Consider the following 24,032-nt stretch of genomic DNA (forward strand, 5'->3'; position numbering starts at 1 on the left):
CCCTGATGGCGCGAGCCAAGGGCGCGGATGCGCCCGCCCGGCGCTTGAGGGACGGAAAAAATGAACTGGGACGATGTGCGCATATTCCTCGCCGTGCTGCGCGCCGGCCAGATTCTCGGCGCGGCAAGACGCCTGGGCGTGAACCACGCCACCGTCTCGCGCCGCATCGCCGCGCTCGAAGAAGCGCTCGGAGCCAAGCTCTTCCACCGGCTGACTACCGGCACGGAGCCGACCGCCGCCGCCGAGCGCCTGCGCGAAGTGGCCGAACGCATGGAAACCGACATGATCGCCGCCCGCGCCGAGCTTTCCGGCGAAAGCGGCGACATCTCCGGCACGGTCCGCATCGGCGCGCCCGACGGTTTCGGCGTCGCGTTCCTTGCTCCCCGTCTTTTCCAGCTGAGCGAGGCCCATCCACGGCTCGCGCTCCAACTGGTCCCCGTGCCGCGCTCCTTTTCGCTCTCGCGCCGCGAGGCCGACATAGCGATCACCGTGGAAAGACCTACCGAGGGACGCCTGGTGGCGATGAAGCTGGTGGACTACACACTCGGCCTCTACGCTTCCAAAGCCTATATCGAGGCCAACGGCCTGCCCATCGACACCGGCGAACTCTCCCGGCATCGTCTCGTGGGCTACGTGCCCGACCTCGTCATCAGCCCGATGCTGGACTACGCGGCCGAGATCGCCGAGGACTGGGTCTCGTCCTTCTCCATCTCCTCGGCGCTGGGTCAGGTGGAGGCCGTGCGCGCCGGCGCCGGCATCGGCATCCTGCACACCTTCATCGCCCGCCGGCACGAGGAACTCGTCGCCCTGCCGTTTCCCGAACCGATCCGCCGCAACTACTGGCTCGTCTACCACGAATCCATGCGCCCAAGCCGCCGCATCCAGAAGGTCGCCGCATTCATCGGCGACCTGGTGGAGCAGGAGCGCCAGAGCTTCGTTTGACACGTGTCCTCCGGAAAGCGTGAGCAGCCACCTGCCCGTCAATGCGGGCTGAGAGATATCCTGATCCCTCAGGGTTGATGCCGGACCGCCCAAGCCTGCCTCCGAGCACCCCTCACACGAACGGCTTCGCCGGATCGTAGCGCCGCGGCAGGAGCCGGTTCAGGTAGTCGAGGCAGGCGGCCGAAACCCGGCTTTCCTCCGGGTGCAGGAAGTCCGCCGGCATGTGGCGGGTCTTGCCCGCCACAGCTTCCAGAGCCACCAGCCGGCAGGCGGTTCGCTTGCCGTCATATTGAAGCGCCACCGAGCCGCTGCCCTTGTCGACCGAGGCCACGGCGAACGCGCCCGCCTCGAAGGCTTCGCGGGCGTCGGTTTCGCTGATGGTCGCGATATTGCCGCGCGGCAAATAGCCGAACGTGTCGACGCGGGCGCGCTGCCCGGGCAGGTCTTCGGCCAGCATCCGCTCGATGGCCTGGCCGAGATCGGTGCCCGAGAGCCGCACATTGCCGTGCTGGTCGCGCTCCAACATATCGGGCGGCACCAGCGCCTCGACGAGCGAGCGCCCCTGCGCATCGGCCACGCCTTCCGACATCGCCACGATGCAGCGGCCATGCCGCGCCAGCGTGGCTTTGACGTCATCGATGAAGCTCTTTCGCTCGAACGGCCGCTCGGGAACATAGGTGAGATGCGGCGCACCACCTTCATCCAGCGTCCAGGCGGAGGCTGCGGCAGTCAAAAACCCGGCGTGCCGGCCCATCACGATGCCGACATAGACGCCGGGCAGCGCCCGGAAATCGAGATCGACGCTGACGAAAGCCCCGGCGACGAACTCCGCCGCCGAAATGAAGCCGGGCGTATGGTCGTTCTCGACCAGATCGTTGTCGATGGTCTTGGGGGCATGGATAAAGGCCATGCCACCGCCCGCGGCATCGCGCAGGATCGCCTGCGTTCCCGAAGTGTCGTTGCCGCCAATATTGATGAACGCATCCGCGCCGGCCTGCTTCAGCCCTTTCAGGACCGCCTCGCAGTAAGCCGCGTCCGGCTTGTCCCGCGTCGAGCCCAACGCGGCGCTGGGCGTGGCGGCGATGCGCCGGAGCTCGCCCTCCGTCAGGTCGGACAGAACAACGAAATTGCCGTCGCGAATGCCGCGAACGCCATGCAACGCCCCCAACACCCGGCAACCGGGATAACGACTGCGCGCTTCCAGCGTCGCGCCCGCCACTGTCTGGTTGATGACGGCGGTCGGCCCGCCGCCTTGTGCGATGACGAATGTCCCGGTCATGTAGCGCGCCTCCCATGCGATGAATGTCCGCTATTCATGACATGGAGCACACCGTGAGGGAAAGGCGGGTTAGGGTCAGGACCTACTAATCTTGCTATAGATATTGGCAACAAGGAGCGAATCACATGAAAGCGCGGATCAAGTGGGTCGAAGACCGCACCTTCATCGGCGAGTCCGGGAGCGGGCATAAAGTCGTGCTTGGCACGGCTTCAGGGCCGGAGGGGCGGACGCCGGGGCCCAGCCCCATGGAGATGGTGCTGATCGGCACGGGAGGCTGCTCGGCCTTCGACGTCGTTCACATTCTCGAGAAGGGGCGCGAGGCGGTGGAGGACTGCGTCGTGGAGATGGATGCCGAGCGCGCGGAACAGGACCCGAAAGTGTTCACCCGCATCCACATGCATTTCGTGGTGAAAGGGCGCGGCCTGGCGACGAACAAGGTCGAGCGCGCAATCGCGCTGTCGGTCGAGAAATACTGCTCGGCGTCGGCAATGCTCGCCAAGACGGCCACGATCACCCATGATTTCGAGGTCGTCGACACGGCCGTGACGGCGGCTGGCTAGAGCCGTTCACCGTTTCGCAGAAACGCCTACCTGATCCAACTGTCTGGTGCTGGGCAACTCCAGGAAAACCGGCTCCCACTTTCCCTGGGGTTGCTCTCCAGGCCGTCACGGGCAGCTTCTGCCGCTCTTACCGGTCGTGGCGCCCGTGTACGCGGCGCAGCTCGGTCAGGTAGCCTGCGATGGCCATGCATATGCGATCGGTCAGGGCGGCCTCGTCCACCTTTTCGCCGCGGAAAGCCTGCAGCATCATGCCGCGGGCCAGCGCCACGATATCGGCGGCTGCCTCACCGCTGCGCGGCGTGTTCCTGAACATGAGGAAAGATTCCACGGCTTCCACGATTGCCCGGTTGGTGCGTGCGATCTCCTCATGCAACGGCAGAACCGCGTTGGCGTAGTCGAGCGCCTGCGCGAGCTTCGGATGGCGAGCCTGGTTTCGCATCGCAGCAACCACCAGACGTCTTGTCGTCTGTTCGTCCCCGCGGGTTTCCATTCCTTCCAGAGCCGCAACCATGTCGACCAGAAGATGCTTGCGCTTGCGGCGGAGCATCTCGGCCAGAATCGCCTCCTTGGTCGGAAAGTACTGGTAAAGCGAGCCGACGCTGATGCCCGCCTTGTCGGCAATCGCATTGGTGTTGAAACCGGCCAGGCCACCCGCCCTCAAAATGCGAGCCGAGGCTTCCATGATCGCGTCGACGGTCACGGTCGAACGCGCCTGGCGCGGGCGTTTGCGGGGCTCGATGGTCGGGATCGGCTTGTTCATGAAATGCGAGTTTTCAAATGTGAGTTATTGCTCGAATAATGCGCCGGATTTCTTCGCTGCACAAGGATGAAAGCTCGAATGCGGGTCGACGGGCAGACCGTTCTCATAACCGGCGCTACGCGCGGCATCGGCCGGGCTCTGGCGGAAAAGCTGGCCGCCCGTGGCGCAAGACTGCTGCTCGTCGGACGGGACGTGGCCGCGCTGGAGGTCGTGCGCGACGGGCTGGCCGGTCGGGCCCGGACGCTTGCCTGCGATCTGAGCAAGCCTGACGAAGTCGATTTGCTGGTCCACCGGGTGCATGAAGAGCATGGCGGGCTTTCCGTTCTCGTCAACAACGCAGCCGCGCAGAGGGAGATGGACTTCATCGACGGCGATCGCGGCGAGCTGACAGCCTATTCGCGCTCGGAGATCGCGCTGAATCTGACAGCGCCGATCACGCTTATCGCCGGCCTCCTGCCCCTTCTTGCACGGCAGGGCGAGGCCGTCATCGTCAATGTCAGTTCGGCGCTTGCCCTGGCGCCGAAGCAGGCAGCGCCGGTCTATTGCGCCGGCAAGGCGGGGTTGCGCAGCTTCGGCCGTGCGCTGCGCTACCAGTGCGCGGACGCGGCACCGCACGTTCGGGTCTGCGAGGTCATCATGCCCCTGGTCGACACGGACATGACGCGCGGGCGCGGCAGCGGAAAGATATCCGCAGCCACGGCCGCCGCGGCCATCCTGTCGGCAATCGAGAGCAGCCGCAACGAATATTGGGTCGGCAAGAGCCGCCTGCTTCCCCTACTCGGCCGGCTTTCACCGAAGGCCGTCGAACGCATCTTGAGATAGGAGCCATCCATTGTCCCTGATCAGCATCGAACAGCCATCCCAGCGGCCCTGCCGCAACGACTGGTCCCGCTTTCTCGCCGCCTGGCGCCGTGCGCCCTTGCGCACGGGGGCCATCGCGCCGAGCTCGCCCGCGTTGGCCGAGCGGATGGTGTTCTGCGCGGCGCTGAGGCCGGGCATGCGGGTCGTCGAGCTCGGACCGGGGACGGGCGTCGTCACCGAGGCCATATTGGCCGCAGGCGTGCGGCAGGAGGATCTCGTTCTGGTGGAGGCCGACAAGGATTTCGCCGGACTGCTCGCGCAACGTTATCCGGGGGCGAAGACTGTCTGCGGTGACGCCTTCTCGGCCATTGAACGCCTTGTGGATGCCGGCGGGCGTGCCGACGCTGTGGTTTCAAGCCTTCCCCTGTTCGTCTATCCCCGCCCCATGCGCACGGCGCTTTGCTGCAATGCGCTGGCGCTTGTCGGGCCGCACGGGCGCATGGTTCAGTTCACCTACAGCCCGGTCTCGCCGGTCAAGCCGTCGCCGGGCATCCGGGCGGTGAACTCGCGCCGCATCTGGCGCAACCTTCCGCCGGCCACGGTGTGGACCTATCGGGCGGAGACGCTCTGAGCTCTGCGCAGGGCCTCCGTCGCGTCGGCGTCCACCTCCATGCCTGCAATGACCACGCCGAACAGTCGTTCGGCCTGCTCGCGGGTATAGTACCCCATCGCCACGTCCTGCAGCACGCGCTCCGGCGGACGCTCGAGCGGGTTGCCATAGCCGCCGCCGCCCGGCGTGCCGACGGCAACCCGGTCGCCGGCCTTCATCGGGATGTCCTGCTCCTTGGAAAGATGCGGCGGTACGTGGGGCTGGCCGTCCCGCCACACAGTGACCGTGTTGACCGCGCCGTCGGCCCCGCCCAGCGCGCCTTGCGGCCCGGTGCGGCCGTGATCCATGACGAAGGAGGCGCGGGCCTCGCCGCGCATGAGCTCGACCTCGTAGGAAAGGCCGAAGCCGCCGCGTTGCCGCCCGGCGCCGCCGGAACCTTCGCGCAGCGCATAATGCCGGTAGAGGATGGGAAACGCCTGCTCCATCACCTCGATGGGTGGCGACTTGGAAATGCCGATGGTCGAGCATCCGTTGGACAGGCCGTCATGGCCGGCATTGCCGCCATAGCCGCCGCCGGAGATCTGGTACATCACGAAGTCGCGCCCTCGCGCCGGGTCGTGGCCGCCCAGGGCGAAATTGCCGCTGGAGCCGGCGGGCGCGGCAGTGACCTTTTCCGGGAGCGCCTTGACCATGGCGGAGAACACGGCCTCGGCGATGCGCTGGGAGACCTCGGCCGCGCAGCCGGAGACCGGGCGGGGATATTGCGCATCGAGAAAGGTGCCTACCGGTCGCCTGACGTCCAGCGGGGCGAAGGCGCCGGCCGAAAGCGGCACTTCGGGAAAGATGTGGCGCATGGCCAGGTAGACCGAGGAGAGCGTCGTCGCCAGCACGCTGTTCATCGGTCCGGTGCAGGGCGGGCTGGTGCCTTCGAAGTCGAAGGTCAGGCCGTCGCCCTTCTTTTCGATGGCGAGCGCGATGGTGAGCGGCTCGTCAACCACGCCGTCGGAATCGACGAAGGCCTGCCCGCGATAGACCCCGTCGGGGATGGTGGAGATAAGGCTGCGCATCTGCGTTTCGGCGCGCGTGCGAAGTTCGGCGATCGCGGCGCGCACGGTTTCGTCGCCATAGCGGTCGAGCACCGCGGCCAGCCGGTCCGCGCCGACTTCGAGGGCGGCCGCCTGGGCCCGAATGTCGCCGATGCGCTGGTCGGCCACGCGGATGTTGGAGCAGATGATGCCGTAGATCTCGGCGTCGAGCCGACCCTTCTTGAACAGCTTGACCGGCGGCAGGCGCAGGCCCTCCTGCTCGACCGCCGTGGCCGAGGCCGAAAAGCCGCCAGGCACGGCGCCGCCGATATCCGGCCAGTGGCCGGTGTTGGACAGCCAGCAGAAGATCTCGCCGTCGCGCCAGAGCGGCATCGCGAAGCGCACATCCATGAGATGCGTGCCGCCCAGATAAGGGTCGTTGACGATGTAGATGTCGCCCGGCTCGGGCGCGGCGGTGATGCCGCCGCGGATGCGTTCGATCAGGTTCCCGGTCGAATATTGCATCACGCCCACGAAGACCGGCAATCCGCCCGACCCTTGCGCGATCAGCGCGCCATCCTCGGCGGCGTAGATGCCATCGGAACGGTCGTTTGCCTCGGCGATGACGGGGGAGAAGGCGGCGCGCGAGAAGGTCAGGTCCATCTCGTCGCAAACCTGGCTGAGCGCGGCCTGGATGACGGAGAGAGTGATCGGGTCAAGAGGAGGAGTGGTCATCGGGCGCCTCCGACTGCGATCATGATGTTCCCATCCCTGTCGGACGCCGCTCGATCCCCCGGCTCGATCACCGTCGTCGTGTCGAGCTGTTCGAGAATGGCCGGGCCTTCGATGACGGCATCGAGGGGCAGTTTCTCGCGGGCGTAGACGGGGGTGTCGTGCCATTCACCGGCGAACCAGACCGGGCGGCGTTCGTTGAGCGCCTCTTCCAATGTGCCGGCGCGGCCGGCGGGGTCGATGAGGCTGGCGAGGTCGATGCCGGCGCGCACGCCTATGACGGATGTGTTGAGGTTGACGAGATTGGCGCGGATCTCGGGCAGCCGCACCTTGAAGCGGGCGAAATAGGCCGCCTCGAAAAGCTGCTGCAGCGTTTCGCGGTCGATCTCCGGTCCGGGCAGGGGCACGTTGAGGAGGTGGGTCTGGCCGACGAACTGCATGTCGGCGGTGTGCACGTAATCGATGCGCTCGGGCGCCACGCTTTCCCGCGCGATCGCCGCTGCCCCCTCACGGCGCTGGGCCTCCAGCACGTCGCGCACGAGGTCGAGGTCCAGGCTGGCGACGGGCCGGTTGACCGTGCGCACGAAGTCGTGGCGCAGATCTGCGACGACGCAGCCCAGCGCATTGGTGATGCCGGGTCGCGCCGGCACCAGGACACGGGGAATGGCGAGTTCTCGCGCGAGCGCCGAGGCATGAAGAGGACCGGCGCCGCCGAAGGCGAAGAGGGCGAAGTCGCGCGGGTCGTGCCCCTTGGCGAGCGAGACCATGCGGATTGCGCCGGCCATCTTGATGTTTGCCATATGCAGCACGGCGCCCGCCGCTTCATGCGCGTCCATGCCTAGGGGCCGGCCGAGCCTTTCGGCGAAGATCGCCTCCACCTGGCCGACCGAGACCGGATTGTCGACCGACAGCAGCTTGCCCGGGTTCAGCCGGCCGAGCAGGAGATTGGCGTCGGAAATGGTCGGCTCGCCACCGCCGCGGCCATAGCAGATCGGGCCGGGCGACGCGCCGGCGCTTTGGGGGCCCACTTCCAGCAGCCCCGCCTCGTTGACCTTGGCTATGGAACCGCCGCCGGCGCCCACCGTGTGCACGTCCACCATGGGGACGTGGATGGGCATGGCGTATTCGATCTCGATCTCGTTGGAAACGGCGGGGCGCGCGCCGCGTACGAGGGCGACGTCGGTCGACGTGCCGCCCATGTCGTAGGTGATGAGGTCGCGGGCGCCTGCCCGCCTTCCGGTGAAGGCGGCGGCCATGACGCCAGAGGCCGGCCCCGACATGACCGTCTTGGCGGCTTCGCGGGCTACATTGGCAGCGGAGATCATGCCGCCATTGCCGTTCATCACCAGGAAGTCGCGGGCGTAGCCGAGCTTCTTCAGTTCGCTCGAGAGCCGGGCGATATAGCGTTCGAGGATGGGCTGGACGGCGGCGTTGACGGAAGCGGTCACGCCGCGCTCGAACTCGCGCGCTTCCGACAGGAGCGCATGACCGGCGGTTATATGGTCGTTGGGCCAGATTTCACGCGCTATCTCGACCGCGCGCAGTTCATGCGCCGGGTTCGCGTAGGCGTGCAGGAAGTGGATGACAAGGGACTGGCAGCCGGCATCCAGAAGCCGGCGCAACGCATCGCGCAGACCGCCTTCGTCGAGCGGCGTCAGCACGTTGCCGCCTGCGTCCATACGCTCCGCCACTTCGAGCCGAAGGTTTCGCGGGATGACCGGCGTAAATGTGCCCGTCATGCCGTAGGCCTGGGGGCGGGTGCGGCGGCCGAGCTCGATAATGTCGCGGAAACCGCTGGTGGTGATCATTCCGGTCACCGCGAGGCGGCGCTCCAGCACGGCATTGGTCGTGGTGGTCGTGCCGTGCACGATGAGGCCGATTTCAGAAGCGGGCACGCCGGTCGCCGCGAGCGCGTTGACGACGCCGTGCGCCTGGTTTTCGACGGTGGTCGGCGTCTTGGCCACATGAACGCGCGGCGGCGAAGTGCGCGCGTCGATGAGAAGCAGGTCGGTAAAGGTGCCGCCGACATCGATGCCTGCTACACAATGGCCGGATACTGCGTCGCTTTTCTCACTCATGCCGAAAATCCGGAATGCAAAACCTTTTCCCCCGCATCAAATTGAAATAGGTCTTTTTATCGTCGCCTTGACGCGAAATTCATTTGTATACTAATAATATCGCGAGACAAGACAACCTCGCAGATGTCGTGCATGCGCCTTATATGGGGCGAGCGGAAAGTAACGAGGATCGCATCATGAACGCAGCCGTGTCCAATGCCGCCGAGGCCGTCCAGACGCTGGAATTTCCGATTCCGGCCGGCGTCTATGCGGAAAGCGTCGTTTCGGTGAAGCACTATACCGACCGCCTTTTCTCGTTCCGCATCACCCGGCCGCAGAGCTTCCGCTTCCGTTCGGGCGAATTCGTGATGATCGGTCTTCCCAATGCGCAAAAGCCGGTGTTCCGCGCCTATTCCATCGCGAGCCCCAGCTGGGACGAGGAGGTGGAGTTCTTCTCCATCAAGGTGCCCGACGGCCCGCTGACGCAGCATCTGCAGAAGATCCAGCCGGGCGACACGGTGCTGATGCGGCAGAAATCGACGGGCACGCTGGTCAACGACGCGCTGACGCCGGCCAAGCGGCTCTACATGATCTCGACGGGCACCGGCATCGCGCCCTTCGCGAGCCTCATTCGCGATCCGGACACCTATGAGAAATTCGACCAGATCATCCTCACCCATACCTGCCGCGACCTCGCGGAGCTGAAATATGGCGAGGAGCTGATTGCCGCGACACGCGAGGATCCACTGATCGGCGAGTTGACCGAAGGCCGGCTGCACCACTTTACATCGACCACGCGCGAGACATCGCCCGTCATGGGCCGCATTACGACGCTGATCGAGAATGGCGGGCTGTTCCAGGCGCTGGGCACCGAGCCTTTCGACCGGGAGAACGACCGCGTGATGATCTGCGGCTCGATGGATATGCTCAAGGACGTCAAGGCACTGACGGAAAAGGCGGGCCTGAAGGAAGGCTCCAACGCCGAGCCCGCTGATTTCGTTGTCGAACGCGCCTTCGTCGGCTGAGCCTCCGTTTTTAGGCTAACGCCTCTTGCGTCATCCCATCTGACCGCAGGAAGAGGCAGGACCCACTGGCTTGATGCGGTCGGCTCCCGCAGAAGGAGCTGCCGGTGCTGACATGCGCCGGGACGAGGACCGGGGCCGTACCCTACGCTCTTCTTCCGATAGCCCCCGGTTAGCCTTTGCGCGCTGTGGCCGCAGGATTTCCCCCTCACTATTCGACCGTTGACTCCGCTGCGTCATGGTGCCAAAAGTTCGTCGAAAAACATCGATAAATCCGGATTTCTAGAACAATGAACAAAACCATGGCGATTTCCGCGCTCTCGGCCCTCGGGCAGCAAACGCGGCTCGACGTGTTTCGCCTTCTGGTGCAGGCGGGCGCGGAGGGGCTTCCGGCCGGGGAGATCGCCGCGCGGCTCGACGTGGTGCAGAATACGGCCTCGGCGCATCTCAAGGTGCTGTCGCAGGCTGGTCTTATCCGCGCCGGGCGGCAGGGGCGGACGATCCGCTATGTGGCCGATATGACCGGCTTCCGCGACCTCCTGGCCTATTTGATGGAGGATTGCTGCAACGGAAACCCCGATCTGTGCCGCCCCGTCATCGAGGCCATAACATGTGATTGCTAAAGCATGATTTCCGAAAAGCGGAAACCGGCTTTGGGAAAAGGTCATGCCCCATCCAGGAGAGCCCTGCCCATGAGTGACAAGATTTTCAATGTCCTGTTTCTGTGCACCGGCAATTCGGCGCGGTCGATTCTCGCCGAGGCCATCCTCAACCGGGTCGGCGCCGGTCGGTTCCGTGCCTTTTCCGCCGGCTCACAGCCAAAGGGCGCGGTACATCCCTATGCGCTCGACCTGCTTGCGCGGCTGAACCACGACACCGCCTTTGCCCGTTCCAAGGATTGGGCGGAGTTCGCCGAGCCCGGCGCGCCCGAAATGGATTTCGTTTTCACGGTTTGCGACAATGCCGCCAACGAAGCATGTCCGGTCTGGCCGGGCCAGCCGATGACGGCGCATTGGGGCGTTCCGGACCCGGCGGCGGTTGAAGGCACGGAGGCCGAAAAGAGGCTGGCATTCGCCGACAGCTACCGCATGCTCGACAACCGGAATTCGATTTTCGTCAACCTGCCGCTGGCCTCGCTCGACAGGCTGACATTGCAAAGGCGGCTCGAGGAAATCGGCGAGCAGGCCAAGAAATCCGCCTGATAACGAAGGAAGATCATGTCAGATCATGTATTGCAGAGTGCCGAAAGCCCGACAGCCGGGATAGGTTTTTTCGAGAAATGGCTGTCCGTCTGGGTGGCGCTCTGCATCGTCGCGGGCATTGCGGCGGGCAATCTTCTGCCCGGCCTGTTCGGTTTTCTGGCAAGCCTCGAATATGCCTCGGTCAACATGGTCGTCGCGGTCCTCATCTGGGCGATGGTCTTCCCGATGATGGTCAATGTCGATTTCGCCAGCCTCAGCCATGTCGGCGACCGGCCAAAGGGGCTGGTGCTGACGCTCGCTGTCAACTGGCTGATCAAGCCCTTCACCATGGCCGCGCTCGGCGTGCTGTTCTTCAAGCACGTCTTCGCTGGCTTCATTCCGCCGGCCGATGCGGAGCATTACATCGCCGGCCTTATCCTCCTGGGGGCGGCGCCGTGCACGGCGATGGTGTTCGTGTGGAGCCAGATGACGCGGGGCGACGCCACCTATACGCTGGTGCAGGTCTCGGTGAACGACGTGATCATGGTCTTCGCCTTCGCCCCCATCGTCGCGCTGCTTCTGGGGGTAACCAGCATCGCGGTGCCATGGTCGACGCTGATTATTTCGACGCTGCTCTATGTGGTGGTGCCGCTCATTGCCGGCGCATGGGTCCGCCACCGGCTGGTGGCGCGGTCAAAGGGCGAGGCGGGCGGGCAGGCGGCTGTCGCCCGTTTCACCGAGCGGCTGAAACCGGTGTCCGTGCTGGGGCTGCTCGCAACGGTGGTTCTCCTGTTCGGATTCCAGGGCGATGTCATCGTTTCGAGGCCGTTCATCATCGTGCTCATCGCGGTGCCGCTGCTGGTGCAGTCCTACGGCATCTTCTTCCTTGCCTACGGTGCGGCCAAGGCGTGGAAAGTGCCGTTCAATGTGGCGGCTCCCTGCGCACTCATCGGCACCTCGAATTTCTTCGAGCTGGCCGTCGCCGTCGCCATCAGCCTGTTCGGCTTGCATTCGGGCGCGGCACTTGCCACCGTTGTCGGCGTGCTGGTCGAAGTGCCGGTGATGCTGTCGCTGGTCGCCTTCGCCAACCGCACGCGCCACTGGTTCGACCAGGCATAAGGCCAGACCTTAATCGGGGAGAGAAACGATGTCCGCCACCATCTATCACAACCCCGCCTGCGGCACCTCGCGCAACGTGCTGGCCATGCTGCGGCAAGCGGGAGAGGAGCCGGAGGTCGTCGAGTATCTGAAGACCCCGCCGTCGCGCGAAAAGCTGGTCTCGCTGATCGAGGCCATGGGCCTGTCCGCACGCGAGCTTCTGCGGCGGAAGGGGACGCCCTATGACGAGCTTGGGCTGGACGATCCCAAGTGGAGCGACGACCAGCTGATCGACTTCATGGTGGAGCATCCGATCCTGATCAACCGGCCCATCGTCGTGACGGAAAAGGGAACCAGGCTTTGCCGTCCGTCCGAGACGATGCTGGAGCTGCTGCCGGAAGGGACGGTCGGATCCTTCACCAAGGAGGACGGCGAGGTCATTGCCGGGCGGTAGGGACCGGGCGCCGCCATATGCCCCTGTACATTCGCCCTTTCAGCCGATAGATACGCCTTCGATGCGCGGGCATGATGCCGCGCCGTCCATGCGTGGCGCAGGAGCACGCGCGTAGGACAGGATTTCCGAAAGTAGATGTATGATTGAATTTGAAGGCATTGCGCCTGCCCTTGGCCGGGCGCTGGCCAATCGGGGCTATGAGACGCTGACGCCCGTGCAGCAGGCCGTGCTTGCTCCGGAGATGAATGGGGCGGATGCGCTGGTTTCCGCGCAGACGGGATCGGGCAAGACCGTGGCTTTCGGCGTGGCGATCGCGCCGACGCTGCTTGACGGGGCGGAGCGCTTCGGCGAGGCCGGTGCGCCGGTCGCGCTGGCCATCGCGCCCACACGCGAACTCGCGCTGCAGGTGATGCGCGAGCTGGAATGGCTTTATGCGGAAACCGGGGCAAGGGTCACCTCATGCGTCGGCGGCATGGACATGCGCTCCGAGCGCCGTCAGCTCGACCGCGGTGCGCATATCGTGGTGGGCACGCCGGGGCGGCTCTGCGACCACATAAGGCGCGGCGGGCTCGACATGTCGTCGCTACGCGCCGTGGTGCTGGACGAGGCTGACGAGATGCTCGATCTCGGCTTCCGCGAGGACCTGGAATTCATCCTCGACGCGGCGCCGCAGGATCGCCGCACATTGATGTTCTCGGCAACAGTTCCGCGCGCCATTGCCAATCTGGCGAAGAACTACCAACGCAACGCCGTTCGCATCAGCACCGCCGCCGAGCAAAAGCAGCATGTCGATATCGAGTACAGGGCCCTGACCGTTGCCGCCAGCGACCGCGAGAACGCGATCATCAACGTCCTGCGCTACTACGAGGCGAAAAACGCCATCGTCTTCTGCTCCACGCGTGCGGCGGTGAACCACCTGACGGCGCGGTTCAACAATCGCGGCTTTTCCGTCGTCGCCCTGTCGGGCGAGTTGAGCCAGAACGAGCGCACGCATGCGCTCCAGGCCATGCGCGACGGGCGGGCGCGGGTGTGTATCGCCACCGACGTGGCGGCGCGCGGCATTGACCTGCCGAACCTTGAGTTGGTCATCCACGCCGACCTGCCGACCAATTCTGACACGCTGCTGCACCGCAGCGGGCGTACGGGGCGGGCGGGCCGCAAGGGCGTGAGTGCGCTCATCGTCCCGCAGAACGCGCGGCGCAAGGCCGAGCGGCTGTTGCAGGGGGCCAAGATCCAGGCTGCGTGGGCGTCGCCGCCTTCCGCCGACGATGTGCTGCGGCGTGACAATGAGCGGCTTCTGGCCGATCCGGCGCTGGCCGAGCCCGTGAGCGAGGACGAGGCAGCCTTCGTCGACGAGCTCCTGCAGAACCGCGATGTGCGCCAGGTCGCGGCGGCCTTTATAAGGCTTTATCGCGGCGGCAAGTCGGCGCCCGAGGACCTGATGCCGGTTGCCCACCGCGACGAGCGGCAGCGCGAGGACACAAGGCCCTCGTCCCGCAACGATTTCGCCGAGAGCGCTTGGTTCTCGCTTTCGGTGGGACGCAAGCAGAATGCCGAGCCGCGTTGGCTCATTCCGCTTCTGTGCCGCGCCGGCGGCATCTCCAAGCGCGAGATCGGTCAGATCAAGATGCAGACCGAGGAAACTTTCGTCGAGCTGGATGCCGCCAGCGTCAAACGGTTTTTGGCCGCCGTCGGTCCGGACATGACGTTGGAAAATGCGATACGCCTGAAGCAGCTTGACGGCGTGCCGGATTTCTCGCGCTCCAGCCACGCAAAGCCCTATGCGGGCGGCAAGCCCGCGCGCGGCGAAGCCGCCGGCGGCTGGGAAAAACCCGGCAAGAAGCCCTTCAAGAAGCCGCACCGCAAGGGCGGCAAACCGGGCGCCGCGGGGCCGGAAGGCGAGGCCAGGTTCTTCAAGAAGAAAGCCGATGCGGGCGGCGCAGCCAAGCCGAAGAAGGCGAAGAAAAAGGCCCCTTGACCAGGGCCAGGTGCCGCGCGGTCGGACTTTACCCTGCTTTCCGGATCGAATGAGGAATTGGGGCGTTACGGTGCAGTGCGTTGATTTGCGACGCGGGCCGCTGCATCCACCATTGCCGGGTTTCCGGCCGTGCGGCGGGGCGGCGCACAGCTGGAGTTCTTGCCCATGGACGTCATCCGCATACTGCTTTCGATACTCATTCCGCCGCTCGGCGTGTTCCTGCAGGTCGGTATCGGCATCCAGTTCTGGCTAAATCTGCTGCTTACGCTGCTGGGCTACATTCCTGGCGTCATCCACGCGGTATGGATCATCACGAGGCGCTGATGCAGGCGGGCGCCCTCGACGACAGACGGGAGGCCGGACGCCCGGTACCCGATCCCCGGATCGAGAACCTCGACCGGCTCGCTACCCTCCTCGACACGCGCTGGGGCATTCCCGGAACGCCGTTCTCGTTCGGCATCGACGGCGTGGCAAGTCTTCTTCCGGTGGTCGGCGACGGCGCCACGGCCCTCATCTCTGCCTATATCGTGTACCGCGCTGCCCGGCTGGGCGCTCCGCGCGGCCTGCTCCTGCACATGACGGCGAATGTCGGGCTCGACTTTGCGGTCGGCTCAGTGCCGGTTATGGGCACGGTTTTCGATGTTTTCTTCAAGGCCAACAAGCGGAATGTCAGCCTCCTGCGCCAACATCTGGAGAGCGAGGCCGGCTAAACCGGAGCCACGCAGAGCTGTTAAGCGCCAGTGTGTGTTGCGCTGCAGCAATGTTGCCGCTATTACCCCTCCTACAACCATCCTGGACCCGGTGAAACTCCGGGTGGCTCCGCCGGCCGCTTATCCGCTGGCTCAATCATCTCGCATCCCGCATTTTTCCGCCCCACCCGGCGGCGGAGCGGGCTTGTTCTGGACGATCAATGATTTCAATTTCCCATTACCGCGACCAATGGTTCGGCAATGTCCGCGCGGATATGCTTTCTGGCCTCGTCGTCGCGCTTGCGCTCATTCCCGAGGCCATCGCCTTTTCCATCATCGCCGGCGTCGATCCCAAGGTGGGACTTTTCGCCTCTTTCTCCATCGCCGTCATCACCGCCATCGCCGGCGGCAGACCAGGCATGATCTCCGCAGCCACGGCAGCCACCGCTGTGCTGATGGTGACTTTGGTCAAGGATCATGGCCTGCAATATCTCCTGGCCGCCACCGTTCTGGCCGGCTTTTTGCAGGTCGGCGCGGGGCTTTTGCGGCTCGGCCACCTCATGCGTTTCGTCTCGCGTTCGGTAATGACCGGTTTCGTCAACGCGCTGGCGATCCTCATCTTCATCGCGCAGCTTCCCGAACTCATCGGCGTTCCCAATCTCACCTATGTGATGGTGGCGGGCGGTCTGGCGATCATCTATCTGTTTCCCCGGCTGACCACGGCGATCCCTTCGCCGCTCGTCTGCATCGTGGTCCTCACGGCGCTCTCCATCGGCTTCGGCTTCGATCTGCGCACCGTGGGCGATATGGGCGAGCTTCCGTCCACGTTGCCGGTGTTCCTCATCCCCGACATCCCGCTCAATCTCGAAACGCTGCAGATTATCCTGCCTTATTCGGCCGCAGTGGCGGCGGTCGGCCTCCTGGAATCGCTGATGACGGCGTCGCTGGTGGACGAGCTCACCGACACGCCGAGCGACAAGAACCAGGAATGCATCGGCCAGGGCCTTGCCAACACGGCAACCGGCTTCATCGGCGGCATGGCGGGCTGCGCGATGATCGGCCAGTCGATCATCAATGTGAAATCGGGCGGCCGCGGCAGGCTTTCCTGCTTCAGCGCCGGCGTTTTCCTGCTGTTCATGATCGTGGTGCTGGGCGAATGGGTGCGCCAGATCCCGATGGCCGCGCTCGTCGCCATCATGATCATGGTGTCGATCGGTACGTTCTCGTGGTCCTCGATCAAGGGCTTGCGCGAACATCCGCTCTCGTCCTCGATCGTCATGCTGGCGACCGTCGTCTTCGTCGTTTTCACGCATAATCTGGCCATCGGCGTGCTTGTCGGCGTGCTCCTGTCCGGCATTTTCTTTGCCGGCAAGATCGCCCAGATTTTCCGCGTCACGTCGGTGCTCTCCGATGACGGCAAGGCGCGCACCTACAAGGTGGAGGGACAGCTCTTCTTCGCTTCGGTCGAGGACTTCAACAAGGCCTTCGACTTCAAGGAAGCGCTGGAGAAAGTGGTTATCGACGTCTCCCGCGCCCACATCTGGGACATTTCGAGTGTTGCCGCACTGGACATGATCGTGCTCAAGTTCCGGCGCGATGGCGCCGATGTCGAGATATTCGGCATGAACGAGGCGAGCGAGACCATCGTGGACAAGCTCGGCATTCACGACAAGCCGGGCGCGCTTGAGAAACTGATGGGGCACTAGACATGAAGATCACCGCTTTTGTAGACGGCTCCATCTATTCGCAGAGCGTATGCGACCATGCGGCATGGGTGGCGGCGCACGCCGGCGCGTCCGTCGAGCTTCTGCACATCCTCGGTCGGCGCGAGACGGCGAGTGCGCCTTCCAACCTTTCCGGCGCCATCGCGCTCGGCGCACGCTCGAGCCTGCTGGAGGAGCTCTCCGAACTTGACGAGCAACGGGCGAAGCTGGCGCAGAAGCGCGGGCGCGCGATCCTCGACGATGCCGCCGGCATGGTTCACCTCGCCGGCGTCGATGCCGTCACGACCAAGCTCCGGCGCGGCGACATCGTCGAGACTGTGACGGAGATCGAAGCCGACACCGATATGTTCGTCATCGGCAAGCGCGGCGAGGCAGCGGACTTCGCCAAGCTGCATCTGGGCTCCAATCTGGAACGGGTGGTGCGCACGAGCACGAAGCCGGTCTTCGTGGCCTCGCGCGCATTCAAGCCCATCGACAAGGTGCTGGTCGCTTTCGACGGGGGTCCGAGCAGCATCAAGGCGGTCGACGCAATGGCGCGGTCGCCTCTCTTCGCCGGTCTCACCGTCAAGCTGCTCACCGTAGGCAGCGACAGCGATGATGCCAGAAGGCGGCTGGAAGACGCCCGCGCCACGCTGGCCGCTGGCAGCATCGAAGCCGAAATCGAGATCGCTTCCGGCCAGGCCGAGATCGTCATCGCCGAACGCGTGGAAAGCGAGCAGTTCCGGCTTTTGGTCATGGGCGCTTATGGACATTCGCGCATCCGCAGCCTGATCATCGGTTCGACCACGACGGAAATGCTGCGTTCATGCAAGATACCGGTGCTGCTGTTTCGATAACGTGGGCTCCGCCCGGCTTCGCCACATCCCGCCTGCGCCATCCTTAAAAACGAATGGCGGGCCGGGGCCCGCCATTCGAACACGTATCACGAAGCTGCGATCAGCTCGCGGCTTCCTCGCCGGCGGGCTCTTCCGCCGGAGCTTCGGCGGCAGCTGCTTCTGCCTCGGCGGCAGCGGCCTTGGCGTCTTCCTCGGCCTGCTTGGCCTCGGCGGCGCGCTCCTGGGCCTTCTTGCCGGGCTCGGCCTTTTTCGGGTTGCTGCGGGCCGGACGCTCGGCCAGGCCTGCATCGGCCATGAAGCGCAGCACGCGGTCGGTCGGCAGCGCGCCCTGGTCGAGCCAATGCTTGATGCGCTCTTCGTTGAGCTTCACGCGCTCGCCGTCCTTGGGCAGCATCGGGTTCCAGGAACCCAGCTGCTCGATGAAACGGCCGTCGCGCGGGCTGCGCACATCGGCCACCACAACGTGGTAATAGGGACGCTTCTTGGAGCCCGCGCGGGCCAGACGTATTTTAAGTGCCATGTTTCTTCCTTTCGATGATGGCTAGACCGGCAGAACGTGCCGGAAACGCAAGCGCGGCTCGCCGCGCAATTCCGTTGGTGGCAGGGGCGAAGCCCCGAGCCGCTTGATGACAGCCTGCGAGAGCAGGTTGTCGGGATGGACGAAGCTCATCAGCGGCGGCAGGTTCAGCTCCCGCGCCGCCCACAGCTGAACGCGCCGGGCCGCTTCCGTCGCATAGCCCCTGCCCTCGAAGCCTTCGAAAAGGCCCCAGGCCAGTTCCGGTTCGTCGAGCATGGGCGGATGCCAAAGTCCCGCGTAACCCGCCGCCTCGCTCCCATCCTTCGGCTGAACCGCGAACATGCCGTAGCCGTTGAGCGCCCATTCTCCGAAGCCGGCAGCAAAGGAGGTCCATGCCTGGAAGTCGGTCTTGACCCCACCGCTATAGCGTGTGCGTTCCGGATCGGCGCAGAAGACCGCATAGGCGGGAAAATCCTCCCGACGCCAGGCACGCAATATCAGCCGCTCGCTTTCCAGGACGGGGATCATGTCTTGGCCTTCGCCCCTTCGCCGTTGCCGTGCTGTTCGGCAATCGCCTCATGGTGGCGGATCACCTCGCGGATGATGAAATTGAGGAACTTTTCCGCGAAATCCGGGTCCAGATTGGCATCGTCGGCAAGCCGACGCAGCCGCTCGATCTGCTGCTTTTCGCGCGCCGGGTCCGCCGGCGGCAGATCGTGCCGCGCCTTGAGCACGCCCACCGCCTTGGTGCAGCGGAAGCGCTCGGCGAGCATGTGGATCAATGCTGCATCGATATTGTCGATCGACGCCCGCAGATCCAGAAGCTGTGCCCTTGCCGTGTCCTGCTCCATTTCCGCCCCCTATTTCTTCTTCGGCAGGCCGGGCAGTCCTGGCAAACCGCCGCTGGGAAGGCCGGGAAGCCCCTTCGGCAGGCCGCCGCCCATACCGGCCGCCTCCGCCTGCTTCTGCAGGGCTTCGAGCTGTTTCGGATCCATCTTGGAAAGGTCGGGCAGGCCGCCGCCCATTCCCGGCATGCCGCCCGGCATCCCGCCGAGCCCCATCTTCTGCGCCATGCCGCCCATCATGCCCCGCATCATGCCGCCCTTTTTGCCCTTGCCGCCCATGGATTTCATCATGTCGGCCATCTGGCGGTGCATCTTGAGAAGCTTGTTGATCTGCGCCGCATCCGTGCCGGAGCCGGCAGCGATGCGCTTCTTGCGGCTGTGCTTCAGGAGGTCGGGATTGGACCGCTCCTTCGGCGTCATCGACTGTATGATGGCGATCTGCCGCCCGAACATCTTGTCGTCGAGACCGGCGGCGGCCATCTGGTCTTTCATCTTGCCCATGCCGGGCATCAGGCCCATGATGCCGCCCATGCCGCCCATCTTCTGCATCTGCGCAAGCTGATCGGCCAGATCGTTCAGGTCGAACTTGCCGGCCTGCATCTTCTTGGCCATCGCCGCAGCTTTTTCCTGGTCGATGGTCTCCGCCGCCTTTTCGACCAGGCTGACGATGTCGCCCATGCCCAGGATGCGGTCGGCGATGCGCTTGGGGTGGAATTCCTCAAGCGCGTCCATCTTCTCGCCGACGCCGATCAGCTTGATCGGCTTGCCGGTAACGGCGCGCATGGAAAGGGCGGCACCGCCGCGCCCGTCGCCATCCATGCGGGTCAGCACCAGGCCGGTGATGCCGACGCGCTCGTCGAAGCTCGTAGCAAGGTTCACCGCGTCCTGGCCGGTGAGCGAATCGGCCACCAGCAGTATCTCATGCGGATTGGAGACACGCTTGATCTCCGCCATCTCGGCCATCAGCGGCTCATCGATATGGGTGCGGCCGGCCGTATCGAGAATGATCACGTCATGGCCGCCAAGCCTTGCCGCCTGCACGGCGCGCTTGGCAATGTCTACCGGCGTTTGTCCGCTCACGATGGGCAGCGTGGCAACCGAAACCTGCTCGCCGATCTGCCTGAGCTGCTCCTGCGCGGCCGGCCGCCGCGTATCGAGCGAGGCCATCAGCACCTTCTTGCCCTGGCGCTCCGTCAGCCGCTTGGCGATCTTGCCGGTAGTCGTCGTTTTGCCCGAGCCCTGCAGGCCGACCATCATGAGGACGACGGGGGCCGGCGCGTTGAGGTCGATGGTCTCGCCCTCCGCGCCCAGCATCTCGACCAGTTCGTCGTGGACGATCTTGACGACCATCTGGCCGGGCTTGACGGACTTCAGCACCTCGGCGCCGACAGCCTTCTCGCGCACGCGGTCTGTGAAGGAACGCACCACGTCGAGCGCGACATCGGCCTCGATCAGCGCGCGGCGCACTTCGCGCAGCGCCGCCGAGACATCCGCCTCGGACAGGGCACCGCGGCCGGTCAGGCCATTCAGGATGGAGCCAAGGCGCTCCTGAAGCGATTCAAACATCCACGTTCCTCTTGATCTCATGTCCTACTGAACACGAGAGGTAATGCATCCGCGCCGCAGGTTAAACCTCGCGCAAAGCCGAAAAGCACCCGGGGGCGCATCGCGCTGCCGGGTGTTGACCTCCAGGATCGTCTTCAAGAACGAAGCGCCCTGGTCGGCTGCTCGGAGTTTCAAACTCGTCGCGGAAAGTGGGGGCTGTAGACCCTAAAACAGAACCCGAGTCAAGCTTTCGGCATCGGGCCGGGGTGTATACTTCCAGAGGCGGAACCGGCGCCGCGGCTCTGGCGGCGCCGGTCTGTCCCGCTAACGCATCACATAGACGATGCGGCGGGAGTCCGGCTCGACCAGAACCGGCTGCCCGTTCACATAGACGTAGCGATATTGATAGTCAGGTATCTCGCGTATTTCGACTGTCTCGGGCAGGCCAGCGCCGACCACCACCTCACCTTCGAGGTAGACCGGTTCCACGCGGTTTTCCTGAACATAAGTGACGACCTCCTGCGGAGGAGTGATCGTGTCGACCGCACCGCCGGCCACGGCACCTGCCGCACCGCCGATCGCCGCGCCTACGGGCCCGCCAATGATGGCACCCGCAACCGCACCGGTTGCACCTCCGGCCACGGCCCCGGTGCCTTCCGTGCTTGCGGTTGTTTCATAGGTCACCGTCGGCACCGCCTCAGGCCGGGTCTCGGACAGCACAACCGTGTCCTGCCCCTCGATGCTGGCGGTCAGATAGTCGGAATAGGCCCATCCTTCGACACCGGCATGAGTCACCCGGCACCACTTACTGCCTTCGATGCAGCCATTGATGGTCGCTTCTTCAGATGCGCCGATCACGCCGATGACCGAGTGCTGCGGTCCCGGTCCGGACCGGATGTTGAGATCGGTCGTCGCGGTCGCCGCGACTTGGGCCATGGCGACGCCCGTAAACGAAAGCAGCGCCACCGCTGCCGTCGCAGTTTTCAAACCCAAAACTTTCATATCGAGTCTCCTTCAAAGCCCCTTCCGGCTCTTCGAACAAAAACCAGCAGGGTTTGGTTCCGTGAGCAGCACCGCCACCGCAAGCGGCACAGGTGACAAAGGTTGCATTCGCTGCCACAATACCGCCGAATTCGATTCTCGAGGGGGACATGATGGCGCTTGGCGGCAAGGCTGGCTGGCTGGCTGCAACTCTGGTTGCGCTTCTTCTAATCGGCGAACCTGCACTTGCTGCCGGCTGCGGCAACGATGCCGCCGGTTTCGAAGCCTGGAAGCGCCAGTTCACACAGGAAGCCGCGGCCCGCGGCGTCGGGCGCCGGGCGCTCGACGCGCTGCAGGGCACCCGCTATGCCAGTAAGACGATTGCCGCCGACAGGGGCCAGAAGAGCTTCAAGCTCTCGCTCGCCAGCTTCATGCAGAAGCGCGGAGCAAATGCCATCGTCTCGCGCGGCAAGGGCATGAAGAAGAAGTATGCCAGCCTGTTCGCCAATATCGAGCAGCGCTATGGCGTACCGTCCGGCCCCCTGATTGCGATCTGGGGCATGGAGACGGGTTTTGGCGGCTTCCTCGGCAATCAGAACATCCTCTCCGCCGTCGCCACGCTTGCCTATGATTGCCGCCGTTCGGAATTCTTCACCGGCCATCTCTACGGCGCACTCGCCATGATAGACCGCGGCATGATGAGCCCCGACGCCATAGGCGCAGCCCATGGCGAGCTGGGTCAGACCCAGTTCCTGCCGGGCAACGCGCTGAAATTTGCCGTCGACGGTGACAGGGATGGCCGCATCGACATGATCCGCTCTGCCGCCGACGCGCTGGCCTCCACGGCCAATTTCCTGCGCGCCCATGGCTGGCGTCCCGGTGCCGGCTATCAGCCCGGGCAACCGAACTTCCGCGCGATCGAGGGCTGGAACGCCGCCAGCGTCTACCAGCAGGCGATTGCCATTATAGCCAGGGATATCGATGGGTGAGGAGCGGTCCGCGCAGCGGATGAAAAGCCAATGCTTTGGCTTTTCAAGCGACGAACGCCCGGAGCCATAGCGAAGGGCCGGCAGGCGCTCAATGACGTTCCCCTTTAAAAAGAAAAGGCCGGCGTCACCGCCGGCCCCCTTGCATCCTCATCAGCCGCGTTTCCGCGCCGCCAGCGTCCTTAGCCGAAGCGCGTTGAGCTTGATGAAGCCGGCCGCGTCCTTCTGGTCATAGGCGCCCTGGTCGTCCTCGAAGGTCACAAGCGCGTCCGAATAGAGCGACTTGTCCGACTTGCGGCCGGTCACGATGACATTGCCCTTGTAGAGTTTCAGGCGAACCTCGCCCTCCACATCCTCCTGGCTCTTGTCGATCGCCGCCTGCAGCATTTCGCGCTCCGGCGAGAACCAGAAGCCGTTATAGATCAGCTCTGCATAGCGCGGCATCAGCTCGTCCTTCAGATGCGCGGCGCCCCGGTCGAGCGTAAGCGATTCCATCGCGCGGTGCGCCTGCAGGAGAATAGTCCCTCCGGGCGTCTCGTAGACGCCGCGCGATTTCATGCCGACGAAGCGGTTTTCCACGAGGTCGAGGCGGCCGATGCCGTTGTCGCGGCCCAGATCGTTGAGCGCCGCAAGCAGCGTCGCCGGCGACATCGCCTTCCCATTGAGCGCAATGGCGTCGCCGCGTTCGAAGCCGATGGTAATCTCCGTCGGTTGATCCGGCGCGTCCATCGGCGAAACCGAGCGCTGATGCACATATTCCGGCGGCTCGTTCCACGGATCTTCGAGAACTTTGCCCTCCGAGGAGGAATGCAGGAGGTTGGCATCGACCGAGAACGGCGCCTCGCCCCGCTTGTCCTTCGGCACCGGAATCTGGTGCGCCTCGGCGAAGTTCAGAAGGTCGGTGCGAGACTTGAATTCCCAGTCGCGCCATGGCGCGATCACCTTGATGTCCGGGTTCAGCGCATAGGCCGAGAGCTCGAAGCGCACCTGGTCGTTGCCCTTGCCAGTCGCGCCATGTGCAATGGCGTCGGCGCCGGTCTCGGCGGCGATCTCCACTAGGCGCTTGGAAATCAGCGGCCGCGCAATCGACGTGCCGAGCAGGTATACGCCCTCGTAGAGCGCATTGGCGCGGAACATGGGGAACACGAAGTCGCGGACGAACTCTTCGCGCACGTCCTCGATATAGATTTCCTTGATGCCGAGCATCTCGGCCTTCTTGCGAGCCGGCTCCAGCTCGTCGCCCTGCCCGAGATCGGCGGTGAAGGTGACGACCTCCGCGCCAAGCTCCGTCTGCAGCCATTTCAGGATGATCGAGGTGTCGAGGCCGCCTGAATAGGCAAGCACGACCTTTTTCACATTTTCCAGTTTCGCCATGGTCTTTTCCGGTAGTGGAGGTAAAGGGCCGGCACA

Annotated in this window: 25 protein-coding genes and 1 other annotated feature; of the genes, 15 read left to right on the top strand and 10 right to left on the bottom strand. The window is 64.7% G+C overall.

The genetic code is table 11. The annotated features are described in order from the left end of the window. Window positions 1–60 precede the first annotated feature (60 nt). Complete coding sequence (locus N1058_RS12125; protein WP_265517802.1) at window positions 61–942, top strand: LysR family transcriptional regulator; 882 nt, start codon at window positions 61–63, stop codon at window positions 940–942. Between the two features lie 112 nt (window positions 943–1,054). Here N1058_RS12125 and N1058_RS12130 read toward each other — a convergent pair whose 3' ends face one another. Further along, entirely contained in the window at window positions 1,055–2,221 is a 1,167-nt protein-coding gene (locus N1058_RS12130; protein ID WP_265517803.1) for a diphosphate--fructose-6-phosphate 1-phosphotransferase, read from the bottom strand. Between the two features lie 125 nt (window positions 2,222–2,346). On the opposite strand from N1058_RS12130, the gene N1058_RS12135 reads away from it, so the two are divergent. Next, window positions 2,347–2,781 carry an OsmC family protein gene (locus N1058_RS12135; RefSeq protein WP_265517804.1) on the top strand — a complete coding sequence of 145 codons (435 nt, stop codon included), beginning with the start codon at window positions 2,347–2,349 and terminating at the stop codon, window positions 2,779–2,781. Window positions 2,782–2,908: 127 nt separating this feature from the next. Here N1058_RS12135 and N1058_RS12140 read toward each other — a convergent pair whose 3' ends face one another. Beyond that, window positions 2,909–3,541 (bottom strand): TetR/AcrR family transcriptional regulator, encoded by a 633-nt coding sequence (locus N1058_RS12140; RefSeq protein WP_265517805.1) that lies wholly within the window; start codon window positions 3,539–3,541, stop codon window positions 2,909–2,911. Between the two features lie 78 nt (window positions 3,542–3,619). On the opposite strand from N1058_RS12140, the gene N1058_RS12145 reads away from it, so the two are divergent. Then, entirely contained in the window at window positions 3,620–4,363 is a 744-nt protein-coding gene (locus N1058_RS12145; RefSeq protein ID WP_265517806.1) for an SDR family oxidoreductase, read from the top strand. Between the two features lie 10 nt (window positions 4,364–4,373). Further along, window positions 4,374–4,973 (top strand): class I SAM-dependent methyltransferase, encoded by a 600-nt coding sequence (locus tag N1058_RS12150; protein ID WP_265517807.1) that lies wholly within the window; start codon window positions 4,374–4,376, stop codon window positions 4,971–4,973. Here the strand turns inward: N1058_RS12150 and N1058_RS12155 are convergent. Both N1058_RS12155 and N1058_RS12160 read right to left on the bottom strand, forming a co-directional pair. Next, window positions 4,952–6,712 carry a hydantoinase B/oxoprolinase family protein gene (locus N1058_RS12155; protein WP_265517808.1) on the bottom strand — a complete coding sequence of 587 codons (1,761 nt, stop codon included), beginning with the start codon at window positions 6,710–6,712 and terminating at the stop codon, window positions 4,952–4,954. The two genes, N1058_RS12150 and N1058_RS12155, sit on opposite strands and share 22 nt — an antisense overlap. Beyond that, window positions 6,709–8,787, bottom strand: coding sequence for a hydantoinase/oxoprolinase family protein (locus N1058_RS12160; protein WP_265517809.1), 2,079 nt, complete (start codon window positions 8,785–8,787; stop codon window positions 6,709–6,711). Before N1058_RS12160 ends, N1058_RS12155 begins: the two co-directional genes overlap by 4 nt. Window positions 8,788–8,963: 176 nt before the next feature. Here N1058_RS12160 and N1058_RS12165 point away from each other — a divergent pair, with 176 nt between their 5' ends. From N1058_RS12165 to N1058_RS12210, 10 genes are all read left to right on the top strand, one after another. Next, window positions 8,964–9,791, top strand: coding sequence for a ferredoxin--NADP reductase (locus N1058_RS12165; protein WP_265517810.1), 828 nt, complete (start codon window positions 8,964–8,966; stop codon window positions 9,789–9,791). Between the two features lie 287 nt (window positions 9,792–10,078). Next, a complete protein-coding gene (locus N1058_RS12170; RefSeq protein WP_265517811.1) occupies window positions 10,079–10,411 on the top strand; it encodes an ArsR/SmtB family transcription factor in 333 nt (110 codons plus the stop codon). A 69-nt stretch (window positions 10,412–10,480) separates the two neighbouring features. Next, on the top strand, window positions 10,481–10,990 hold the full coding sequence (locus tag N1058_RS12175) for an arsenate reductase ArsC (protein WP_265517812.1): 510 nt from the start codon (window positions 10,481–10,483) through the stop codon (window positions 10,988–10,990). A gap of 15 nt (window positions 10,991–11,005) precedes the next feature. Continuing rightward, window positions 11,006–12,088 carry an ACR3 family arsenite efflux transporter gene (arsB, locus tag N1058_RS12180; protein WP_265517813.1) on the top strand — a complete coding sequence of 361 codons (1,083 nt, stop codon included), beginning with the start codon at window positions 11,006–11,008 and terminating at the stop codon, window positions 12,086–12,088. Between the two features lie 28 nt (window positions 12,089–12,116). After that, on the top strand, window positions 12,117–12,521 hold the full coding sequence (gene arsC, locus N1058_RS12185) for an arsenate reductase (glutaredoxin) (RefSeq protein ID WP_265517814.1): 405 nt from the start codon (window positions 12,117–12,119) through the stop codon (window positions 12,519–12,521). A gap of 139 nt (window positions 12,522–12,660) precedes the next feature. Further along, the gene (locus tag N1058_RS12190) at window positions 12,661–14,499 is read left to right on the top strand and encodes a DEAD/DEAH box helicase (protein WP_265517815.1); all 1,839 of its coding nucleotides are present in this window, start codon (window positions 12,661–12,663) and stop codon (window positions 14,497–14,499) included. 165 nt (window positions 14,500–14,664) lie between these two features. Then, the gene (locus tag N1058_RS12195; protein ID WP_265517816.1) at window positions 14,665–14,823 is read left to right on the top strand and encodes a YqaE/Pmp3 family membrane protein; all 159 of its coding nucleotides are present in this window, start codon (window positions 14,665–14,667) and stop codon (window positions 14,821–14,823) included. Further along, window positions 14,823–15,209, top strand: a complete 387-nt coding sequence (locus N1058_RS12200) for a DUF4112 domain-containing protein (protein WP_265517817.1) — start codon at window positions 14,823–14,825, stop codon at window positions 15,207–15,209. The genes N1058_RS12195 and N1058_RS12200 overlap by 1 nt, the downstream gene beginning before the upstream one ends. An 81-nt stretch (window positions 15,210–15,290) precedes the next feature. Then, window positions 15,291–15,346, top strand: a sequence feature (sul1 is cis-regulatory element that is thought to sense ions involved in sulfur or methionine metabolism; They are found in Alphaproteobacteria). 63 nt (window positions 15,347–15,409) lie between these two features. Next, entirely contained in the window at window positions 15,410–16,894 is a 1,485-nt protein-coding gene (locus tag N1058_RS12205; RefSeq protein ID WP_265517818.1) for a SulP family inorganic anion transporter, read from the top strand. Window positions 16,895–16,896: 2 nt separating this feature from the next. Then, window positions 16,897–17,748 (top strand): universal stress protein, encoded by an 852-nt coding sequence (locus tag N1058_RS12210; protein WP_265517819.1) that lies wholly within the window; start codon window positions 16,897–16,899, stop codon window positions 17,746–17,748. Between the two features lie 100 nt (window positions 17,749–17,848). Here the strand turns inward: N1058_RS12210 and rpsP are convergent, their stop codons facing one another. From rpsP to N1058_RS12235, 5 genes are all read right to left on the bottom strand, one after another. Next, window positions 17,849–18,268, bottom strand: a complete 420-nt coding sequence (gene rpsP, locus N1058_RS12215) for a 30S ribosomal protein S16 (protein ID WP_265517820.1) — start codon at window positions 18,266–18,268, stop codon at window positions 17,849–17,851. A gap of 21 nt (window positions 18,269–18,289) precedes the next feature. Continuing rightward, window positions 18,290–18,793, bottom strand: coding sequence for a GNAT family N-acetyltransferase (locus N1058_RS12220; protein ID WP_265517821.1), 504 nt, complete (start codon window positions 18,791–18,793; stop codon window positions 18,290–18,292). Then, on the bottom strand, window positions 18,790–19,116 hold the full coding sequence (locus N1058_RS12225; RefSeq protein WP_265517822.1) for a chorismate mutase: 327 nt from the start codon (window positions 19,114–19,116) through the stop codon (window positions 18,790–18,792). The genes N1058_RS12220 and N1058_RS12225 overlap by 4 nt, the downstream gene beginning before the upstream one ends. A gap of 9 nt (window positions 19,117–19,125) precedes the next feature. Continuing rightward, complete coding sequence (gene ffh, locus N1058_RS12230) at window positions 19,126–20,676, bottom strand: signal recognition particle protein (protein ID WP_265517823.1); 1,551 nt, start codon at window positions 20,674–20,676, stop codon at window positions 19,126–19,128. Window positions 20,677–20,979: 303 nt separating this feature from the next. After that, the gene (locus tag N1058_RS12235) at window positions 20,980–21,657 is read right to left on the bottom strand and encodes a DUF1236 domain-containing protein (protein WP_265517824.1); all 678 of its coding nucleotides are present in this window, start codon (window positions 21,655–21,657) and stop codon (window positions 20,980–20,982) included. Between the two features lie 152 nt (window positions 21,658–21,809). On the opposite strand from N1058_RS12235, the gene N1058_RS12240 reads away from it, so the two are divergent. After that, a complete protein-coding gene (locus N1058_RS12240; RefSeq protein ID WP_265517892.1) occupies window positions 21,810–22,625 on the top strand; it encodes a lytic murein transglycosylase in 816 nt (271 codons plus the stop codon). 150 nt (window positions 22,626–22,775) lie between these two features. Here N1058_RS12240 and N1058_RS12245 read toward each other — a convergent pair whose 3' ends face one another. Then, window positions 22,776–23,996 (bottom strand): argininosuccinate synthase, encoded by a 1,221-nt coding sequence (locus N1058_RS12245; RefSeq protein ID WP_265517825.1) that lies wholly within the window; start codon window positions 23,994–23,996, stop codon window positions 22,776–22,778. Between the last annotated feature and the right edge of the window lie 36 nt (window positions 23,997–24,032).

The sequence above is a fragment of the Nitratireductor luteus genome (genome assembly GCF_026162365.1).
Lineage (GTDB): Bacteria > Pseudomonadota > Alphaproteobacteria > Rhizobiales > Rhizobiaceae > Chelativorans > Chelativorans luteus.

What these genes read in the sequence shown, in the direction of transcription:
- ffh (WP_265517823.1), bottom strand. Translation starts at nt 20,676, where the DNA reads ATGTTTGAATCGCTTCAGGAGCGCCTTGGCTCCATCCTGAATGGCCTG.
- N1058_RS12240 (WP_265517892.1), top strand. Translation starts at nt 21,810, where the DNA reads ATGGCGCTTGGCGGCAAGGCTGGCTGGCTGGCTGCAACTCTGGTTGCG.
- arsC (WP_265517814.1), top strand. Translation starts at nt 12,117, where the DNA reads ATGTCCGCCACCATCTATCACAACCCCGCCTGCGGCACCTCGCGCAAC.
- N1058_RS12145 (WP_265517806.1), top strand. Translation starts at nt 3,620, where the DNA reads ATGCGGGTCGACGGGCAGACCGTTCTCATAACCGGCGCTACGCGCGGC.
- N1058_RS12205 (WP_265517818.1), top strand. Translation starts at nt 15,410, where the DNA reads ATGATTTCAATTTCCCATTACCGCGACCAATGGTTCGGCAATGTCCGC.
- rpsP (WP_265517820.1), bottom strand. Translation starts at nt 18,268, where the DNA reads ATGGCACTTAAAATACGTCTGGCCCGCGCGGGCTCCAAGAAGCGTCCC.
- N1058_RS12235 (WP_265517824.1), bottom strand. Translation starts at nt 21,657, where the DNA reads ATGAAAGTTTTGGGTTTGAAAACTGCGACGGCAGCGGTGGCGCTGCTT.
- N1058_RS12190 (WP_265517815.1), top strand. Translation starts at nt 12,661, where the DNA reads ATGATTGAATTTGAAGGCATTGCGCCTGCCCTTGGCCGGGCGCTGGCC.
- N1058_RS12245 (WP_265517825.1), bottom strand. Translation starts at nt 23,996, where the DNA reads ATGGCGAAACTGGAAAATGTGAAAAAGGTCGTGCTTGCCTATTCAGGC.
- N1058_RS12140 (WP_265517805.1), bottom strand. Translation starts at nt 3,541, where the DNA reads ATGAACAAGCCGATCCCGACCATCGAGCCCCGCAAACGCCCGCGCCAG.
- N1058_RS12125 (WP_265517802.1), top strand. Translation starts at nt 61, where the DNA reads ATGAACTGGGACGATGTGCGCATATTCCTCGCCGTGCTGCGCGCCGGC.
- arsB (WP_265517813.1), top strand. Translation starts at nt 11,006, where the DNA reads ATGTCAGATCATGTATTGCAGAGTGCCGAAAGCCCGACAGCCGGGATA.
- N1058_RS12130 (WP_265517803.1), bottom strand. Translation starts at nt 2,221, where the DNA reads ATGACCGGGACATTCGTCATCGCACAAGGCGGCGGGCCGACCGCCGTC.
- N1058_RS12165 (WP_265517810.1), top strand. Translation starts at nt 8,964, where the DNA reads ATGAACGCAGCCGTGTCCAATGCCGCCGAGGCCGTCCAGACGCTGGAA.
- N1058_RS12175 (WP_265517812.1), top strand. Translation starts at nt 10,481, where the DNA reads ATGAGTGACAAGATTTTCAATGTCCTGTTTCTGTGCACCGGCAATTCG.
- N1058_RS12225 (WP_265517822.1), bottom strand. Translation starts at nt 19,116, where the DNA reads ATGGAGCAGGACACGGCAAGGGCACAGCTTCTGGATCTGCGGGCGTCG.
- N1058_RS12220 (WP_265517821.1), bottom strand. Translation starts at nt 18,793, where the DNA reads ATGATCCCCGTCCTGGAAAGCGAGCGGCTGATATTGCGTGCCTGGCGT.
- N1058_RS12160 (WP_265517809.1), bottom strand. Translation starts at nt 8,787, where the DNA reads ATGAGTGAGAAAAGCGACGCAGTATCCGGCCATTGTGTAGCAGGCATC.
- N1058_RS12170 (WP_265517811.1), top strand. Translation starts at nt 10,079, where the DNA reads ATGAACAAAACCATGGCGATTTCCGCGCTCTCGGCCCTCGGGCAGCAA.
- N1058_RS12200 (WP_265517817.1), top strand. Translation starts at nt 14,823, where the DNA reads ATGCAGGCGGGCGCCCTCGACGACAGACGGGAGGCCGGACGCCCGGTA.
- N1058_RS12135 (WP_265517804.1), top strand. Translation starts at nt 2,347, where the DNA reads ATGAAAGCGCGGATCAAGTGGGTCGAAGACCGCACCTTCATCGGCGAG.
- N1058_RS12195 (WP_265517816.1), top strand. Translation starts at nt 14,665, where the DNA reads ATGGACGTCATCCGCATACTGCTTTCGATACTCATTCCGCCGCTCGGC.
- N1058_RS12210 (WP_265517819.1), top strand. Translation starts at nt 16,897, where the DNA reads ATGAAGATCACCGCTTTTGTAGACGGCTCCATCTATTCGCAGAGCGTA.
- N1058_RS12155 (WP_265517808.1), bottom strand. Translation starts at nt 6,712, where the DNA reads ATGACCACTCCTCCTCTTGACCCGATCACTCTCTCCGTCATCCAGGCC.